Genomic DNA, 16167 nt, shown 5'->3' on the forward strand with positions numbered 1-16167 from the left:
AGATGCCTTGTCGAAGGTGACTTCGCTCTTTGCAACCGTGACTGGCAGCCGGAGGCGAACCGGCGCACCCCGCTCTCAACGGGGGACGCGACTTAAAGCAACGACGGATCGGGCTTTTTTGGTCTCTACCGGCATTCCACCGCCGGCGCGGGCTACTGAAAAGGCTTGTCCTTCATTGCCAGGTGAGCGGGCGGGAAACTCTCCCAACCAATCCACGGCAGCACAGTCTGGTTTGAGTTTTTTGGCCTCAGCGCGCCTCCATCGCGCGATGTGGCCGAAGCGCTCTTATCCGACGTCACGTTGATGCGGATCCCGTCGCTGGGACCGTTGGAGAGTGCCATGACCGAACGTATCCAGGAATTCCTGCGCAACCGCCGCAAGGATGGCCTCGACACAGAGCCGTGCCTCGTCGTCGACCTCGAGGTCGTGCGCGACAATTACCATACCTTCGCCAAGGCGCTGCCCGACAGCCGCGTGTTCTACGCCGTCAAGGCGAACCCGGCGCCTGAGGTGCTGGCGCTGCTGGCCTCCATGGGCTCCTGCTTCGACACCGCGACGGTCGCCGAGATCGAGATGGCGCTGGCCGCCGGCGCGACGCCCGAACGCATCTCCTTCGGCAACACGATCAAGAAGGAGCGCGACATCGCGCGCGCGTTCGCGCTCGGCATCCGCCTGTTCGCGGTCGACTGCGTCGCCGAGGTCGAGAAGATCGCCCGCGCCGCTCCCGGCGCGAAGGTGTTCTGCCGCATCCTCTATGACTGCGCCGGCGCCGAATGGCCGCTGTCTCGCAAGTTCGGCTGCGACCCGGAAATGGCCGTCGAGGTGCTCGACGCCGCCAAGCGTCTTCGCCTCGAGCCGTGCGGCATTTCCTTCCATGTCGGCTCGCAGCAGCGCAAGGTGAAGGCGTGGGACCGTGCGCTGGCGATGGCCTCGCAGGTGTTCCGCGACTGCGCCGAGCGCGGCATCAACCTGTCCATGGTCAACATGGGCGGCGGCTTCCCGACCAAGTACCTGAAGGACGTGCCGCCGGTCGTGACCTACGGCCGCTCGATCTTCCGCGCGCTGCGCAAGCACTTCGGCAACCAGATTCCGGAGACGATCATCGAGCCGGGCCGCGGCATGGTGGGCAACGCCGGCATCATCGAATCCGAGGTCGTGCTCATCTCGAAGAAGAGCGACGAGGACGAGGTGCGCTGGGTTTACCTGGACATCGGCAAGTTCGGCGGCCTCGCCGAGACGATGGACGAGTCGATCCGTTACGCCATCCGCACCCGTCACGACGGCGCGGACATGACGCCATGCGTGCTGGCAGGTCCGACCTGCGACAGCGCCGACGTGCTGTACGAGAAGAACCCGTATCCGCTCCCCGTGACGCTCGAGATCGGCGACAAGGTGCTGATCGAAGGCACCGGGGCCTATACGTCGACCTATTCGTCGGTGGCGTTCAACGGCATTCCGCCGCTGAAGACGTATCACATCTGATCCGCCTCTCTTTCGGGGCTTGACGAACCCGGGAGCCGGCTTGCCGGCTCCTCCCTGACATCTCTGATTTCCGACGACGTCTTGGAGTGGCGTGCTGCGCGCACGCCGGTCCAAGCGGGGACTGACGCGCCATGACCGCTTTTCGGAAGCCAAAGTTCGCCCTCACCTCGAAAGCCGCTCCGTTCGCAATTCGCAGCGAACGCGCTGCCGACGTCGCGATGCGTGAAACGCTGCTCGATGCCTGCTTTGGCGAGAACCGCCACGGCCGCACCTGCCAGCGCCTGCGCGACGGACGTGCACCTGCCGCAGGCCTTGCCCTGTCGGCCGTGCGCGAGGGCAAGCTCGTGGGAACCGTGCGGCTGTGGCACGTCAGCGCCGGAGGCAGGCCCGCCCTGGTCCTCGGACCACTGGCGGTGGACCCTGCCTGCCGCGAGCTCGGGATCGGCGCCGCGCTGATGCATCAAGCGCTGGCCGCCGCCCGGGCGCGCGGGCACGAAGCCGTCATCCTGCTCGGCGATGCGCCCTATTACGCGCGCTTCGGCTTCTCCGCCGAGAAGACCGGCGCGCTGGTGCTCCCCGGCCCGTTCGAGCGCGACCGCTTGCTGGCGATCGAATTCCAGGCGGGTGTGCTGGATGGAGCGGAAGGGATGATCGTCCCGACCGGCGCGGCCCTCGCCAAACGGAGGTCGGTTCGCGCCCTCCAGGCGCACGCGGCCTAAGGGATTGCCGTGATGGCGACGACCAAGGCCGCGGCGCGCGGCAACGCCGGGCCGCGCCTACGATAAGCCTGTTCCTTTGGGGTTGCGTGAGCCCCGGAAACGCCGTTTAACCCCACGAAATTCCCCTTTTCAGTCGAGGCCGAAAGCCATGTCCCGTCGCCTAATTTCCACCGGCTCCCCGCTCGAGAAGACCGTCGGCTACAGCCGCGCCGTGATCGACGGCGAGTTCGCCTTCGTGGCGGGAACCACCGGTTATGACTACACCACGATGACGATGCCATCAGATGTCACGAGCCAGTCACGCAACTGCTTCAAGACCATTGAAGCCGCCCTGAAGGAGGGCGGCTTCGAGATGGCCGATATCGTCCGGGCGACCTACTACGTCACCGACGCCAGTGACATCGATGCCCATTTCGCCGTCTGCGGCGAGGTGCTGGGTGACATCAGGCCCGCTGCGACCTTGCTGGTCGTCAGCGCCCTCGCCAAGCCCGAGATGAAGGTCGAGATCGAAGTCACCGCCAAGCGCCGCAGCATCTAACAAGCGCCGCAGCGCCTGATCCACGTTCATTTTGTCCGACAGCACGTTCCGGAGAAACGATTCCATGAGCCTTCCCTCGCAGATCTACGCCAAGATCACCGGTCCCATCGTCATGGTCGGCTTCGGCTCCATCGGCAAAGGCACGCTGCCGCTGATCGAGCGGCATCTGGATTACGACAAGTCGCGCATCACCGTGCTCGATCCCAAGGACGAGGGCCGCAGGGCGCTTTGCGAGAAGCACAATGTCCGCTTCATCCAGAAGGGCCTGACCAAGGACAATTATCGCGAGGTGCTGACCCCGCTGCTTACCGAAGGCGGCGGCCAGGGCTTTTGCGTCAATCTCTCCGTCGACACCGGTTCGACCGACATCATGGAGCTCTGCAACGAGCTCGGCGCGCTCTATATCGACACCGTCAACGAGCCCTGGCTCGGCTTCTATTTCGATGCATCCAAGGGCCCGGAAGCGCGCTCGAACTATGCGCTTCGCGAAGTGACGCTGGCAGCCAAGAAGGCGCGGCCGAAGGGCTCGACGACCGCCGTGTCCTGCTGCGGCGCCAATCCCGGCATGGTCTCCTTCTTCGTCAAGCAGGCGCTGCTCAACGTCGCGGCCGACCTGAAGCTCAATGCGCCCAGGCCGAAGACCAAGGCCGAATGGGCGGATCTGATGCGGCAGGCCGGCATCAAGGGCATCCACATCGCCGAACGCGACACCCAGCGCTCGAAGAAGCCGAAGGAGCCCGACGTTTTCGTCAACACCTGGTCGGTGGAAGGCTTCCTGTCGGAAGGCGTGCAGCCGTCCGAGCTCGGCTGGGGCACGCATGAGAAGTGGATGCCGGAAAATGCGCACACCCACGAAGCCGGCTGCGGCGCCGCGATCTATCTGATGCAGCCCGGCGCCAACACGCGCGTGCGCACCTGGTGCCCGACCCGCGGCGCGCAATACGGCTTCCTCGTCACGCACAACGAGTCGATCTCGATCGCCGATTACTTCACGGTGCGCGACGCATCGGGCAAGGCGGTCTATCGGCCGACCTGCCACTACGCCTATCACCCGGCCGACGATGCCGTGCTGTCGCTGCACGAGATGTTCGGCCGCGCCGCGAAGATGCAGGAGAAGCACCACATCCTCGACGAGAACGAGATCGTCGACGGTATCGACGAACTCGGCGTGCTCTTGTTCGGCCATGACAAGAACGCCTATTGGTACGGCTCGCAGCTCTCCATCGAAGAGACCCGCAAGCTCGCGCCCTATCAGAACGCCACCGGCCTGCAGGTGACCTCCGCCGTGCTCGGCGGCATGGTGTGGGCGCTGGAAAACCCGAACGAAGGCATCGTCGAAGCCGACGAGATGGATTTCGATCGTCTCTTGGAAATCCAGTTGCCGTATCTCGGACCGGTGAAGGGCTTCTACACCGACTGGACGCCGCTGACGGATCGCCCGGGACTGTTCCCGGAGGACATCGACACCAGCGACCCCTGGCAGTTCAGGAACATTCTGGTGCGGTAGGGCGAGCCCTCTCCGTCCGTCATTCCGGGTTCGCGCTTCGCGCGGACCGGAATGACAGGCAGCCTCGACATCAAAAACTCGAAAACAACCCCATGCACAGTAGCCGTGGCCCGGCTATTTCTGTTTTTCCAAAGTTCGCTTGACCCGTCGGGCAAAACAGCGGCAAGATGGCATGCTCCATCACGCCGAGGCGTCGTCACCGATGGTGCCGGTGGGCGCCAGTCCGAACGCCTTCGTCCCGGCAGCCGCTACTGCAGGAGGACCGGCAGATTGAGCGGGCCGCGGAAGCCGAACCCGTGCCAGCGAACGCTCGCGGGATCAGGCAAGGTCATGCGGGGGAAGCGCTCGAACAGCATGGGCAGAAGGATGGCGCCGACCGTCCGCCGCGACAAATGCGCACCCGCGCAGTGATGCGGGCCGTTGCCGAAGGCCTGATGAGGATTGGGCTCGCGCAAGGCGTTGAAGTGCTCGCCGTCCTCGAAGACCTCCTCGTCCCGGTTCGCGGACGCCTGTATCGTCATCACTGTGTCGCCCTTCGGAATGAAGCAGCCCCGGATCTCGGTGTCTTCCATGACGAGCCGCGAGCTCGCCTGGATCGGCGCAACCCAGCGGACGCCTTCCTCGAAAGCGGATCGCCATTGATCGCCTTCCCGGACGGCTTCGAGCTGGTCCGGGTTCGTCAGCAAGCCGTAGAGGATCGTCAGCAGGGCGTCACGCGGCTCGTTGATACCGCCCCCGATCGCGATCTTGACGTTGGCGATCATCTGGCTTTCCGGAATCGGATTGGTCGCATTCGCCATGAAGGACAGCGCGGAGGAATCCGGCTCGGCGCGAACGCGTTCGACATTGGCGCGGATACATTCATCCATCTGCGCATTGGCGAGATCGGTTGCTTCGAAGGGCCCCGGCGTCCAGCCGAAATTGCCGGCGCCGTCGATCAGGGTCTGGGACCATCGCTGCATATCCTGATCGCTTGCGTCCGGAACGCCCATGACATGCGCCAGAATCCGCGCGGCGAGCGGTCCCGCGAGCGTGGGGAACAGATCAACCACCTCGCCGCGGGGCAGCCGTTCGAGATATTCGCCAGCCAGTTTCGCATAGAGCGGCGCCCAGACGGCCTCGATGGTCTTCGGCATCAGAGCCGGCATCATCGCCATCCGTTCGCTCCGGTGCTCGGCATGGTCCTTGCGCATCAGCGTGTGGGCCAGGAAGGCGCGCTTCATGGGCGTGTTCGGATCGTCGGAGCTGAACAGCGCGGCGTTGTCCTTGACGAGCTTGGTGTCAGCAGCCTTGGTGAGGAAGGTGCGGCCGACGGATTTGACGCGGAGCACGGGCGCTTCGCGCCTCAGCCGCCTGTAGATCGGATAGGGATCGCGCGTGAGCTCCGCGATCGAAATGGTCTCGCCAAGGGGCGCCAGGCTCGCGGTGGGCATGGGGTGATCCTGTGGGCTGCAGGACGGTTGCCATTGTTGGATCATACACCGGGGCGCAGCGTGATGCCTGCTACTTCTGCTGGATCGGCGGCGCCACCTTCTCGGCCGGGGCGGGCGGCAGGGCAGGCTTGGCCGCGCCGGCCGCACCCTGCGTTTGCGGATCGGGGCGCGCCGGCTCGGGAGCCGGCGTGGTTGGACGCTCGCCGCCGGGCTTTGCCTCCGCGGGCGTCTTGTCCTGATCGTTGGACGGGGTGCCCTGGAGCGGCTGTGTCGCCTGTGCCAGCTCCATCCGGCTTTCGGCGCGGATTTGCGCAAGTGACATCACCGACACCACGACGCCTGCTGCGAACAGCGAACAGGCGATCATGAGATCTAGCTTCAGGTTTCGGTTGTTGTTCTGGCCGGGCATGTCGATCACCGCCTTCATCAGGGGAATCAACGAATTGCCCGGGCGGCGGTTCCGAACCCGCCGAAGCGGGAACTCCTCAGTTGGGCGCCAGAAGGCGGCGTTCACTCGGTCGTACTGACTTCCCATGTGGCATGCCGCACGCCCGGCAGGTGCTGCAAATCGGTCGCCACGGCGTTCAGCTCGTTCGGGTCGACCGCGCTGGCCACCAGCTTGGCGACGATCTCCAGCAGGTCGTCGCCGATCTCGACCACCTCGATATCGGCAACCGCATATTTCGCCGCTTCGAGCTTGTCGACGAGACGGTCGCGCATGTCGGGTAGCGCGTCGGTCGCGACCGCGAGCTTGAAGTAATAGGTGGCCTCCAGCGCCTTCTCGTCCAGCGGAATGCGGTTGATGGCATTGACGAGCGGGCGCAGCAGGGTATTGCCGGCGATGACGAAGACGGTGAGCGCAGCTGCCTGCGCGACCATGTCGGCCCCGGCGCAGGAGCCGACGGCTGCCGAGGCCCATAGCGTTGCCGCGGTGTTGAGGCCGCGCACGTCCATGCCCTGCTTCATGATGACGCCGGCGCCGAGAAAGCCGATGCCGGAGACAACATAGGCGATCACCCTGACAGCACCATCCGCTCCGTCCAGATGCATCGCAAGATCGACGAAGGCGGCCGCACCGACCGCGACCAGCACGTTGGTGCGCAGGCCTGCGGTGCGTTGGCGATATTGCCGTTCGGCGCCGATCAGCGTGCCCAGCACAAAGGCCGTGGTCAGGCTGACCAGCGTGTCGGCGAAATCCGCGAGCTGGAAGGTGGTGAGAAATCGCATGGTCCCCTATACGGCGGGAACCATGACAGATCAAAGCTCCAGGAGGCCGCCGTCCCCATTTTCGTCCGCGAATGCGAGCAGTGTGCCCTTGGCGTTCCAGGCGATCGCGGCCACCGGCGGGGTGCCGTTGCGGCGGACCAGGATCTCGGCGCCGTCCTCCAGCCGAACCATCAGCACCGTGCCGTCGCTGTAGCCGGCGGCGAGGATGTCGTTCTTCGGATGGCAGGCGACCACCGACACGCGCGCCTGCAGCGGCGCGAGCATCGCGGGCTCCTTGCCCATCGGGCCGTCCTTGCTGGCGAACGGCCAGATGATGACAGTGTCGGCGCCCGAGGTCGCGAGCCCCTTGCCGCCAGCGCTCCAGGACATCGAGCGGACGCGGCCGGGATAGCCGGTCATGCGCATGTGCCTGTTGTCGGCGAGCCGCCAGCCATGCAGCGCCGGCTCGTGCATCGCTGTGACCAGGAATTTGTTGTCCGGGCTGAAGGTGACGCCGTGATGCGAGCCGGCCCAGGGCAGAAACTCGGCCGATCCCTCCATGTTCGGAAACCACAGCGTGGCGCCGTTGTAATGCGCGATCGCGAGCCGCAGACCCTTGGGCGCGAACGCGAGCCCGCCGACGGTCGAGGGCACCTCGAGCGACTTCTCCTCGTTCTTGCCGCTCTTGACGGTCGCGATCTTGCCGGCCGACCAGGCGAAGGCGCCATCGGCGTGCAGCGCCACCGCATCGATCCAGCGCCGCTTGGGATCGGTGGCGAGCAGCGTCACCTCGCCCTTGGCGTCGAGCGCGACGACCTTGCCGTTGTCGCCGCCCATGATGATGCGCTTGCCGTCAGAAGCGGTCGAAAGAATGCCGCCACTGTGCACGGCGACCGTGGTGATCTCACCGGCGATGTCGACGAGCGCGACATTCTCCTCGCCGCCGACGAAGGCGGCGCGAGGCCCGAGAAAATGCACCGAGGTCACGGCCATGCCGAGCGTAACCGGCTTGACGCGGTCGGTGACGGAGACGATCGAGGCGGAATCGGGGGGCGGCGTGAACTCTTTCATCACGAGACGATGCAGCTCTCGAAGCCCTCGCGAATGGCCTTTTCCGGCAGTTCGCGGCCGATGAAGACGAGGCGGCTCTCGCGCTTCTCGCCCTCTTTCCACTTCCGCTGGTGGTTGCCCTCCAGCATCATGTGGACGCCCTGGAAGACGTAGCGGTCGTCGTCGTCGTGGAAGGCGAGAATGCCCTTGGAGCGCAGGATCTTGCCGCCCTCGACCTGCACCAGGTTCTGCAGCCAGGGCATGAACACGTTGGGATCGAGCGGCTTGTCGGTCTTGAGCGAGAGCGACTGCATGTCCTCGTCGTGATAGTGCTTCAGGCCGTGGCCGTGGTCATGATCGTGATGATGGTCATGACCATGATGGTGGTGATGATCATGGTCGTGGTCGTGATCGTCGGCTTCGAGGAAATCAGGCTCGATATCGAGGATGCGATCGAGATCGAACGCGCCGCGGTCGAGCACGTCGGCCAGCGCCACCGAGCAGCGCTCGGTGCGATGCAGCTTGGCATAGGGATTGATGCCGCGGATGCGGGCCTCGACCTCGGCAAGCTCGCCCTTGTTGACGAGATCCGTCTTGTTCAGAACGATGACGTCGGCAAAGGCGATCTGGTTCTTGGCCTCGGGCGCATCCTTGAGCCGGTCCGACAGCCATTTGGCGTCGGCAACCGTGACCACCGCATCGAGCCGGGCGTTCTTCTGCACGTCCTCGTCGACGAAGAAGGTCTGGGCGACCGGCGCCGGATCAGCAAGGCCGGTGGTCTCGACGATGATGGCGTCGAACTTGCCCTTGCGCTTCATCAGCCCGTCCATGATGCGAACGAGGTCGCCGCGCACGGTGCAGCAGATGCAGCCATTGTTCATCTCGAACACTTCCTCATCGGCGCCGATGATGAGGTCGTTATCGATGCCGATCTCGCCGAATTCGTTGACGATGACGGCGTATTTCTTGCCGTGATTTTCCGACAGGATGCGGTTGAGCAGCGTGGTCTTGCCGGCACCGAGATAGCCGGTCAGGACGGTCACGGGAATTTTGGAGGCGGTCGCTTCAGACATAACAACTCCGGACATAAGGCTGTCGCGCGACACGGACGGGGTCGCCCCGATGGGGTGGCCCCTGCCCTAATGGTCAAGCGCGCTGGTCAGGGCCTTTATATTGTGCCTGACCATATCAATGTAAGTGGGTGCAGGCCCCTTTTCGCCGGTCAAACCGTCCGAAATCAGGGTCCCGCCGACCTTGGCGCCGGTCTCAGCCGCGATCCGCCGGATCAGGCGGTCATCGCTGATATTTTCCAGGAACACGGCCGGGATTTTTTGGGCCCTGATCTGGCCGATGATACCAGCGATGTCCCGCGCGCTGGGCTCTGTTTCCGTGGAGACCCCGAGGGGAGCGATGAACTGGATGCCGTATTCGGCGGCGAAATAGCCGAAGGCGTCATGGGTCGAGATCACCTTGCGCCGCTCCGGCGGGATCCTGGCCACGGCCTCGCGGACCTCGCGGTCGAGCGTGTCGAGCTTTTCCAGATAGGCCTTGGCCTGGGCACGGAAGAATTCCCCATCTCCAGGGGCGGCAGCGGCGAGCGCGTTGGCGATATCAGTCACGTAGACCTTGGCATTGGGCACGGATTGCCAGGCATGCGGATCGGCCGCCGAGCCGAGCTGCAGCGGCGTGATGCCGGCGCTGGCGGTGACCACTTGCGCCTTGCTGCCGGAGGATTGCACCAGACGCGGCAGCCAGCCCTCGAGGCCGAGTCCGTTGACGATGACGAGCTTCGCCGCCGCGATACGCTTCGCATCGCCTGGCGGCGGCGTGTAGACATGGACATCGCTGTCGGCGCCGACCAGCGTCGTTACGCTGACCCGCTCACCACCGACATTGCGGACGAAATCGCCGAGGATCGAGAAGCTCGCGACGACGTCGAGCCGCTCGGCTGCGTGCAGCGGCGAGGCGATCAGCAGCGAAGCAAGGAGCAGAAGGATGCGCATCGTCACGCTTCCAGGTGCCGGCCGGGAAACATCTGGCGAACCAGTCCGCCGACGCTGCCGAACAGGACCGAAACGACATAGAGCGCGGCAGCCACGAGGATGATGGCGGGGCCCGAGGGCACGCGGGTCTGGAACGACAGCACGAGGCCGGCATAGCCCGAGACGGCGGCAGCGACGACCGCGATGCAGATCATCATCGTCAGGTCGCGCGACCAGAACCGCGCGATGCCGGCCGGCAGGATCATCAAGCCCACCGCCAGCAGCGTGCCGAGCGCCTGAAACCCGTTGACCAGGTTGACGACCACCAGCGCGAGGAAGGCGAGATGCGCGGGGCCGCCGGCGCGGCTGACGGTCCGCAAGAACAACGGATCGACGCTCTCGATCACCAGGGGACGATAGATCACCGCGAGCACCAACAGCGTCACCGTCGCGTTGAAGGCGACCACCAGCAACGTCTGGTCGTCCATCGCCAGGATGTTGCCGAACAGCACGTGCAAGAGGTCGATGTTGGTGCCCTTGATCGAGACGATGCTAACGCCGAGCGCCAGCGAGGCCAGATAGAAGGTCGCGAGCGAGGCGTCCTCCTTCAGCCCGGTCGAGCGGGCGACCACGCCGGCAAGGATCGCGACCGCGAAGCCGGCGATCAACCCGCCGGCGGTCATCGCGAACAGGTTGAGCCCGGAGAGCAGGAAGCCGACGGCCGCGCCAGGCAGGATCGCGTGCGCCATGGCGTCGCCGACGAGGCTCATCCGCCGCAGCATCAGGAACACGCCGATCGGTGCGCCCGCCAGCGACAGCGCGACGATGGCGGCAAGCGCCCGCCGCATGAACTCGAATTCGGTGAACGGGCCGATCAGCGCGTCATAGATCATCTGAGATCAAGCCGCCCGCGAGTGGGCATCATCGGCGCAGGCCGCGGCGCTGTCGTCGAAGGCCTCGCACATCCGCATCGCCACCATGAGATTTTCCGGCGTCAGCACCTCCGCCGTCGGCCCCCAGGCCACAGGGCCGCGCGCCAGCACCAGTGTCTCGGTGAAATGGTTGCGCACCATCTCCATGTCGTGCAGCGCCGCGAGCACGGTGCGGCCCTCGCCGTGCCAGCGCTTCACCAGCGCGAGCAAATCGACCGTGGTCTTGCTGTCGATGGCGTTGAAGGGCTCGTCAAGCACGATCAGGCGCGCATCCTGGAGCAGCACGCGTGCAAACAGCACGCGCTGCATCTGCCCACCCGACAGCGTGCCGATCGACCGGTTCTCGAAACCGTTGAGCCCCACGGACGCAATCGCCCGGAGGATCTTGTCCCGCGCCGCCTTGCCGATGCCGCCGAACAGGCCGGCGTCGCGCCACAGCCCGGTGCCGACGAAATCGAAGACCGAGATCGGAAAGCTGCGGTCGATCTCGGCGCTCTGCGGCAGGTAGGCGATGTCCCTGCTGTCGAGCCCCCCGAGATGGATGCTGCCGTCGAGCGGCTTGAGGATGCCGACGATGCCGCGCAGCAGCGTCGACTTGCCGGCGCCGTTGGGGCCGATCACCGCGACCAGCGCGCCTGATGCGACCTCGCCGTTGAGATGGTGCACGGCGGGATGGCGGTCATAGCCGAGCGTGACGTTGCGGAATGCGAGTTGAGCCATGCTCACCTCATCGCCAGGAAGACGATGCCCCAGAGCACGGCGCAGACGGCCAATGCGGCCGCGAGGCGCCCGGCCATGGTCATCCGCAGGATCGACCAGGGCGCGTCCTGGGCCGGATGTGGCGAAGCCGCATCGTGGACATGGGCATGGGTATGGTCGTGCCCGTGCGAATGGCCATGGTCGTGGGAATGGCCATGAGCATGGCCGGGATGATGGGTATGGGACGCGGCGGGAACCATGCCAAAGACGTTATATTATAACATTACGTCTGTCCACGGCCGGCTCAGGGGCGTCTCCGTGTGAGGGAGCGCCCCCTCACCCGACTTGCGCCGGACGATGCTTCGCATCGCCGGGGGCAAATCGACCTCTCCCTGCTGGGGAGAGGTGAACCGCCCCCTGCCGGCCCACTGCATCAATGAAGTTTCGAAATTCCGCGCGGCAAAAAAGGCGGCCGCGTGAGCGACCGCCTTGTTGTCATTCCGGGGCGCGCGAAGCGCGAGCCCGGAATCCATTTGTCAACGCAGACTGGCGCCCGATGGATTCCGGGCTCGGCGCTGACGCGCCGCCCCGGAATGACCGGGTGAGCGCTCAGGCCTTCTCGAACAGGGACTCGACGTATTCCCAGTTCACGAGGTTCTCGACGAACGCCTTGAGATAGTCGGGACGGCGGTTGCGATAGTCGATGTAGTAGGAGTGCTCCCAGACGTCGCAGCCGAGGATCGGGGTGGCGTCGTGCACCAGCGGATTCTCGCCGTTGGGGGTCTTGGAGATCTCGAGCTTGCCGTTCTTGACCTGGAGCCAGCACCAGCCGGAGCCGAACTGACCGACGCCGGCCGCCTGGAAATCGGTCTTGAACTTCTCGAAGCCGCCGAGGTCCTCGTTGATCTTCTTCTCGAGCTTGCCCGGCAGCTTGGTGCCGCCGCCATTGGGCTTCATCCAGCTCCAGAAATGGATGTGGTTGTAGTGCTGGCCGGCATTGTTGAACACGGCGGGGTTCTTGCCGAACGAGCCCTTGACGATCTCCTCAAGGGACTTGCCTTCCCATTCGGTGCCCTTGAGCGCGTTGTTGCCGTTGGTGACGTAAGCCTGATGATGCTTGTCGTGATGGAATTCCAGGGTTTCCTTCGACATGAACTGGCCGAGGGCATCATAGGCGTAAGGGAGTGGGGGCAGCGTAAAGGTCATGGGTTCTTGTCCGCAACTGGTGGGGAACGGGGCTTAACGGTCACCCCTTATAGAAGGTTCCGGCGCCGCAAAATACCGTCAATTTGCGAAAAGGCGCGATGCGATCGCGTGGATTGATTGCACAAATTCGCCGCAGGCAACCATGTTCACCCTGATGTGCTGCAAAATATCATTGCCTTTGAAGCGGTTATGGCAGAACGGATGCACCACGCAGCCGGGGCCGCCAGGTAGAAGCCATGAGCATCGAGATCGACATCCTCAACGGCGACGCCTCGTGGCGGATCGCTGAGCCGCTCCATCAGGCGGTCTGGGGCCCGGACATGATCGCGGGCAAGCCGTGGGCTCACGTCAAATGGGCCAATGCCGATCTGCGCGTGCTGATCGAGACGCCGGAGGATGGCCTCGTCTGCCATGTCGGCATCTATTTTCGCACCATCACCTGGAATGGACAGAAGCTGCATGTCGGCGGCATCGGCGGCGTCTGCACGCGCGAAGACCGCCGCAATCGCGGCTATGCGACCATGGCGATCGACGCCGCCGTGCACACGATGCGCGCCAACGAGGCGGTTCGCTTTGCGATCCTGTTCTGCGAGCCGCACAATTTCGCGTTCTACCAGAGCCGCAGCTGGCTGCCCTTCAATGGCGAAGTCTATTGCGAGCAGCCGGAGGGGCGGATTCGCTTCGATTACATGGCGCCTTACGTCTTCAACGTCGTCCGTGCGCCGACGCTCGGCACCATCGATCTGTGCGGTCTGCCGTGGTGAGCTTCGCGCGCGTCATTGCGCCGGCCACCGAGGCAAATGCACGCAGGCGGATAAGCCTTGGAATGTGATTCTCTTCAGCGTTGCACTATCCTGCTGGGCTGCTATGGAGGCGCCATCTTTTTCGGGGCTGTCTCCATGTTCAAACGATTCGCCATTTTCAAACGATTCAGCATTGTGTCCGTCCTCCTGGCCGCGCTGTCCGGCACGACGGCCGCGCATGCGCAGAGCGCTGACGCCAGCGGGACCTGGCTGACCCAGGCTGGCGATGCGCGCGTCAAGATCAGCAAATGCAGCGGCGGCATCTGCGGCGTCATCGTCTGGTTGAAGCAGCCCTACGACACCGCGACCGGCCAGCCGGCGACCGACAGCAAGAATCCCAATCCCGCGCTCGCCAAGCGTCCGATGATCGGCTTGCCGCTGTTCTCCGGCATGCAGCCTGCGGGCCCGAACAAATGGTCCGGCCAGATCTACAACGCCGATGACGGCAGCACCTATGCGAGCAACGTCACGGTGACGGGCGCCGAGACGCTGCGGGTCGAAGGCTGCGTCGGCGCGCTCTGCGGCGGCGAAACCTGGACGCGCGCGAGACACTAACGCCCGGCCACCATCGCCTTCAAGGCGGTCGCCGCCGCGGCGTACCCGCCGCGCGCGCCATCGATGAAGTGCACGTGGTCGCTGCGCAGCGCCGAAGGCGTGAAGCAGGTCATCATCGCGGCATCCTGCCGATAAAGCCCGTAGCGGACGATGCCGTCGCGGGCAGCGCCCGCCAGACGATCGCTCAAGGCGCTCTCGAGCTCCGGCGTGCAGTCGAGAATCATGCGCAGGCCGTCGTCATACTTGCGGAAGTCGGAGTTCTCGACCACCTGGCGCTTGTAGACTTTTGGCAGGAAGCCTCCGACCTTGATGTCGAAGCGCATCAGCAGATAGACGAAGAACGTATAGGCCAGCACACCGGCGCGACGCATGAGCAGCGGACCGTCGCGCCTGGTGCGGGCTTCGTAATCCAATCCCTGGGGCGGCCATTTCAGCGGCGGCCCCTGCGGCGGCACGGGCCGCCCCGCATCCGGGCTGCGCTCGAGGAGGTGGATGATGTCCTCGATGACCTTGCGGAACGCGAGCGGATCGGCGCCGGCGGCCGGCATCACCAGCACCGACAGGATCAGTCCGCGCGAGGCCGGCATCACCTCGAAGCGGCAGGACAGGCCCGAGAGATCGGGCTGCGCCCCCGACGGCGCCTCGGCAACGGCGAATTCGCCGCGCTTCATTGCGGCATCGGCGTAGGCGAGCCCGCCGCCGGAGAACATCGCATAGGACAGATTGGCCGATGGGCCGAAGCGCGCGACGCGCACGTCCTGCCCCTGCGCACGGATGGCGCTGACAGGCACCAGCGCCACGCGCATTTTCAGATCGAGATCCTCCCGCACCCATGTCGCAGTCGCGGCAAGCGCTTCGCGGGCAGCGTCGAGATCGCCAGGCGCGACCGCAAAGCTCGCGCCGTCGCCGCCGAACACGAAGGGAAATTCGCGTCCCTCCAGCGCATTCGTCACCGCCGCGATGACGGCGGCGCCGGCCATGTTCACCGCCTTGTAGCGCTGCGCCGCGATCGCCTTGGTGGAATCGACGATGTCGGCGACGCCGATGGACCAATCATCAGGCAGCGGTGAATAGAGCACCGGATCCATCAGGCTGGTGAAGCCGCGGAAGACGGGGATGCTGCCGTAGAAGGAATCGTCTGGTGTCATCGGGTGGTGCCGGACGGCTCGAACCGCGTTTGAGCGAGATACGGGGCAGGACCGGTCCGGGTTCGCCGGCTGCCATGCCCCTTTCGAAGTTCCGATCATTGGCTGAAACGGAGCCGGACAACAAGGTCGCGCCGCGCCGCAATGCCGCAGCTCGTCATTGATCGGCATCAAACAGCCGGCTGCCGATTGCGCTTACGGTTCACTATCTGAAATATTGCTTGGGATCATCGGCGTGTCTGACATCGGCAAGAGGGACCCGACCGCTCCCGTACGCCGGCGTACGGGGCTTGACGCGATCAGCGCGGTGAAGATGCCGGAAGGACTGACGGCGACGGTCGATGCCTGGGCCGAGGCCCACCAGCTGTCACGATCAGATGCGATCTGCAAGCTGGTCGAGCTCGGCCTGAAAATCGCTCCCGCGCCTGCACACACGACGGTCTCGGACGCCGCCAGAATCGAAGAGATCGCGGCGCATCAGATCGACCTGCTGCTCGATCCGGCCCTGCCCGCGGAGGAACGCGAACGACGGATCCGCCGCCTCACCGAAGGGCCGCCGGAATTCTCGCACGAGCGGATCGACCTGCCGAAGCCGCCCCGGACTTGAACGCCGATATCGCTAATGCAGCTTTTCGTCCTGGCGCTTGCGCAGCATCGCCATCGGCACGTCGTGACAGCCCACCAGCCGGACGAATTGCTGCGGATACATTTCGTGGCCGTGATCACCGGAGTTCTGATGCGACATCGGCCGGCAGTTGACGTCGCCGGACCTTGTGGGGGACTGGCCCGTGCGGCCCTGGTTTGAAGCGGTCATGCTTGAACTGGCCATGGACTGCTCCCTCTCGATTAGGGCAGATCGATTGACGTAACCCAACCGATTGCGGGACATGCTACGACCAAATCCGGTGGA

At 64.9% G+C, this 16167-nt stretch carries 20 protein-coding genes; 7 read left to right on the forward strand and 13 right to left on the reverse strand.

All coding sequences use genetic code 11. The features are described 5' to 3' along the window. Nucleotides 1–152: 152 nt before the first annotated feature. Entirely contained in the window at nucleotides 153–341 is a 189-nt protein-coding gene (locus X265_RS32505; RefSeq protein WP_164938904.1) for a hypothetical protein, read from the reverse strand. Between X265_RS32505 and X265_RS32510 the strand changes: the two genes are divergently transcribed. The 4 genes from X265_RS32510 to X265_RS32525 all read left to right on the forward strand — a co-directional run bounded on the left by X265_RS32510 (nucleotide 340) and on the right by X265_RS32525 (nucleotide 4246). Continuing rightward, nucleotides 340–1482 (forward strand): type III PLP-dependent enzyme, encoded by a 1143-nt coding sequence (locus X265_RS32510; RefSeq protein WP_128968530.1) that lies wholly within the window; start codon nucleotides 340–342, stop codon nucleotides 1480–1482. The genes X265_RS32505 and X265_RS32510 overlap by 2 nt on opposite strands. A gap of 131 nt (nucleotides 1483–1613) precedes the next feature. Continuing rightward, nucleotides 1614–2201 (forward strand): GNAT family N-acetyltransferase, encoded by a 588-nt coding sequence (locus tag X265_RS32515; RefSeq protein ID WP_128968531.1) that lies wholly within the window; start codon nucleotides 1614–1616, stop codon nucleotides 2199–2201. 148 nt (nucleotides 2202–2349) lie between these two features. After that, nucleotides 2350–2739: a RidA family protein gene (locus tag X265_RS32520; RefSeq protein ID WP_128968532.1), complete on the forward strand. Its 390-nt coding sequence runs from the start codon at nucleotides 2350–2352 to the stop codon at nucleotides 2737–2739. A gap of 64 nt (nucleotides 2740–2803) precedes the next feature. Then, nucleotides 2804–4246, forward strand: a complete 1443-nt coding sequence (locus tag X265_RS32525; RefSeq protein ID WP_128968533.1) for a homospermidine synthase — start codon at nucleotides 2804–2806, stop codon at nucleotides 4244–4246. Between the two features lie 248 nt (nucleotides 4247–4494). Here the strand turns inward: X265_RS32525 and X265_RS32530 are convergent, their stop codons facing one another. The 10 genes from X265_RS32530 to X265_RS32575 all read right to left on the reverse strand — a co-directional run bounded on the left by X265_RS32530 (nucleotide 4495) and on the right by X265_RS32575 (nucleotide 12754). Further along, entirely contained in the window at nucleotides 4495–5679 is a 1185-nt protein-coding gene (locus X265_RS32530) for a cytochrome P450 (protein ID WP_128968534.1), read from the reverse strand. A 70-nt stretch (nucleotides 5680–5749) separates the two neighbouring features. Beyond that, nucleotides 5750–6088, reverse strand: coding sequence for a hypothetical protein (locus tag X265_RS40870; protein WP_164939070.1), 339 nt, complete (start codon nucleotides 6086–6088; stop codon nucleotides 5750–5752). A gap of 101 nt (nucleotides 6089–6189) precedes the next feature. Next, entirely contained in the window at nucleotides 6190–6906 is a 717-nt protein-coding gene (locus X265_RS32540) for an MgtC/SapB family protein (protein WP_128968535.1), read from the reverse strand. 30 nt (nucleotides 6907–6936) lie between these two features. Next, nucleotides 6937–7956, reverse strand: a complete 1020-nt coding sequence (locus X265_RS32545) for a WD40 repeat domain-containing protein (protein WP_164938905.1) — start codon at nucleotides 7954–7956, stop codon at nucleotides 6937–6939. Then, nucleotides 7956–9008, reverse strand: coding sequence for a CobW family GTP-binding protein (locus X265_RS32550; RefSeq protein ID WP_128968537.1), 1053 nt, complete (start codon nucleotides 9006–9008; stop codon nucleotides 7956–7958). The genes X265_RS32545 and X265_RS32550 overlap by 1 nt, the downstream gene beginning before the upstream one ends. Before the next feature lie 66 nt (nucleotides 9009–9074). After that, complete coding sequence (locus tag X265_RS32555; protein WP_128968538.1) at nucleotides 9075–9938, reverse strand: metal ABC transporter solute-binding protein, Zn/Mn family; 864 nt, start codon at nucleotides 9936–9938, stop codon at nucleotides 9075–9077. Nucleotides 9939–9940: 2 nt separating this feature from the next. Further along, complete coding sequence (locus X265_RS32560) at nucleotides 9941–10810, reverse strand: metal ABC transporter permease (protein WP_128968539.1); 870 nt, start codon at nucleotides 10808–10810, stop codon at nucleotides 9941–9943. Between the two features lie 6 nt (nucleotides 10811–10816). Next, nucleotides 10817–11569 carry a metal ABC transporter ATP-binding protein gene (locus X265_RS32565; RefSeq protein WP_164938906.1) on the reverse strand — a complete coding sequence of 251 codons (753 nt, stop codon included), beginning with the start codon at nucleotides 11567–11569 and terminating at the stop codon, nucleotides 10817–10819. 2 nt (nucleotides 11570–11571) lie between these two features. Further along, nucleotides 11572–11808, reverse strand: a complete 237-nt coding sequence (locus X265_RS32570; RefSeq protein ID WP_128968541.1) for a hypothetical protein — start codon at nucleotides 11806–11808, stop codon at nucleotides 11572–11574. A gap of 349 nt (nucleotides 11809–12157) precedes the next feature. Continuing rightward, nucleotides 12158–12754: a superoxide dismutase gene (locus X265_RS32575; protein ID WP_128968542.1), complete on the reverse strand. Its 597-nt coding sequence runs from the start codon at nucleotides 12752–12754 to the stop codon at nucleotides 12158–12160. A gap of 236 nt (nucleotides 12755–12990) precedes the next feature. Here X265_RS32575 and X265_RS32580 point away from each other — a divergent pair, with 236 nt between their 5' ends. Together X265_RS32580 and X265_RS32585 are read left to right on the forward strand one after the other, a co-directional pair. Then, on the forward strand, nucleotides 12991–13518 hold the full coding sequence (locus tag X265_RS32580; protein ID WP_128968543.1) for a GNAT family N-acetyltransferase: 528 nt from the start codon (nucleotides 12991–12993) through the stop codon (nucleotides 13516–13518). 135 nt (nucleotides 13519–13653) lie between these two features. Further along, complete coding sequence (locus tag X265_RS32585) at nucleotides 13654–14112, forward strand: DUF2147 domain-containing protein (RefSeq protein ID WP_164938907.1); 459 nt, start codon at nucleotides 13654–13656, stop codon at nucleotides 14110–14112. On the opposite strand, the gene X265_RS32590 is transcribed toward X265_RS32585, so the two are convergent. Further along, nucleotides 14109–15260, reverse strand: a complete 1152-nt coding sequence (locus tag X265_RS32590) for a DUF3095 domain-containing protein (RefSeq protein ID WP_128968544.1) — start codon at nucleotides 15258–15260, stop codon at nucleotides 14109–14111. The genes X265_RS32585 and X265_RS32590 overlap by 4 nt on opposite strands. A 223-nt stretch (nucleotides 15261–15483) precedes the next feature. Between X265_RS32590 and X265_RS32600 the strand changes: the two genes are divergently transcribed. Next, a complete protein-coding gene (locus X265_RS32600; protein WP_128969492.1) occupies nucleotides 15484–15864 on the forward strand; it encodes a hypothetical protein in 381 nt (126 codons plus the stop codon). Between the two features lie 12 nt (nucleotides 15865–15876). On the opposite strand, the gene X265_RS32605 is transcribed toward X265_RS32600, so the two are convergent. Then, entirely contained in the window at nucleotides 15877–16086 is a 210-nt protein-coding gene (locus X265_RS32605) for a hypothetical protein (protein WP_128968545.1), read from the reverse strand. Nucleotides 16087–16167 lie beyond the last annotated feature (81 nt).

Source organism: Bradyrhizobium guangdongense, assembly GCF_004114975.1.
In the GTDB taxonomy this organism is placed as follows: domain Bacteria; phylum Pseudomonadota; class Alphaproteobacteria; order Rhizobiales; family Xanthobacteraceae; genus Bradyrhizobium; species Bradyrhizobium guangdongense.

Excerpts from the sequence above, each read along its gene's own strand:
- X265_RS32510 (WP_128968530.1), top strand. The coding sequence starts at position 340 with ATGACCGAACGTATCCAGGAATTCCTGCGCAACCGCCGCAAGGATGGC.
- X265_RS32505 (WP_164938904.1), bottom strand. The coding sequence starts at position 341 with ATGGCACTCTCCAACGGTCCCAGCGACGGGATCCGCATCAACGTGACG.
- X265_RS32515 (WP_128968531.1), top strand. The coding sequence starts at position 1,614 with ATGACCGCTTTTCGGAAGCCAAAGTTCGCCCTCACCTCGAAAGCCGCT.
- X265_RS32520 (WP_128968532.1), top strand. The coding sequence starts at position 2,350 with ATGTCCCGTCGCCTAATTTCCACCGGCTCCCCGCTCGAGAAGACCGTC.
- X265_RS32525 (WP_128968533.1), top strand. The coding sequence starts at position 2,804 with ATGAGCCTTCCCTCGCAGATCTACGCCAAGATCACCGGTCCCATCGTC.
- X265_RS32530 (WP_128968534.1), bottom strand. The coding sequence starts at position 5,679 with ATGCCCACCGCGAGCCTGGCGCCCCTTGGCGAGACCATTTCGATCGCG.
- X265_RS40870 (WP_164939070.1), bottom strand. The coding sequence starts at position 6,088 with ATGCCCGGCCAGAACAACAACCGAAACCTGAAGCTAGATCTCATGATC.
- X265_RS32540 (WP_128968535.1), bottom strand. The coding sequence starts at position 6,906 with ATGCGATTTCTCACCACCTTCCAGCTCGCGGATTTCGCCGACACGCTG.
- X265_RS32545 (WP_164938905.1), bottom strand. The coding sequence starts at position 7,956 with ATGAAAGAGTTCACGCCGCCCCCCGATTCCGCCTCGATCGTCTCCGTC.
- X265_RS32550 (WP_128968537.1), bottom strand. The coding sequence starts at position 9,008 with ATGTCTGAAGCGACCGCCTCCAAAATTCCCGTGACCGTCCTGACCGGC.
- X265_RS32555 (WP_128968538.1), bottom strand. The coding sequence starts at position 9,938 with ATGCGCATCCTTCTGCTCCTTGCTTCGCTGCTGATCGCCTCGCCGCTG.
- X265_RS32560 (WP_128968539.1), bottom strand. The coding sequence starts at position 10,810 with ATGATCTATGACGCGCTGATCGGCCCGTTCACCGAATTCGAGTTCATG.
- X265_RS32565 (WP_164938906.1), bottom strand. The coding sequence starts at position 11,569 with ATGGCTCAACTCGCATTCCGCAACGTCACGCTCGGCTATGACCGCCAT.
- X265_RS32570 (WP_128968541.1), bottom strand. The coding sequence starts at position 11,808 with ATGGTTCCCGCCGCGTCCCATACCCATCATCCCGGCCATGCTCATGGC.
- X265_RS32575 (WP_128968542.1), bottom strand. The coding sequence starts at position 12,754 with ATGACCTTTACGCTGCCCCCACTCCCTTACGCCTATGATGCCCTCGGC.
- X265_RS32580 (WP_128968543.1), top strand. The coding sequence starts at position 12,991 with ATGAGCATCGAGATCGACATCCTCAACGGCGACGCCTCGTGGCGGATC.
- X265_RS32585 (WP_164938907.1), top strand. The coding sequence starts at position 13,654 with ATGTTCAAACGATTCGCCATTTTCAAACGATTCAGCATTGTGTCCGTC.
- X265_RS32590 (WP_128968544.1), bottom strand. The coding sequence starts at position 15,260 with ATGACACCAGACGATTCCTTCTACGGCAGCATCCCCGTCTTCCGCGGC.
- X265_RS32605 (WP_128968545.1), bottom strand. The coding sequence starts at position 16,086 with ATGGCCAGTTCAAGCATGACCGCTTCAAACCAGGGCCGCACGGGCCAG.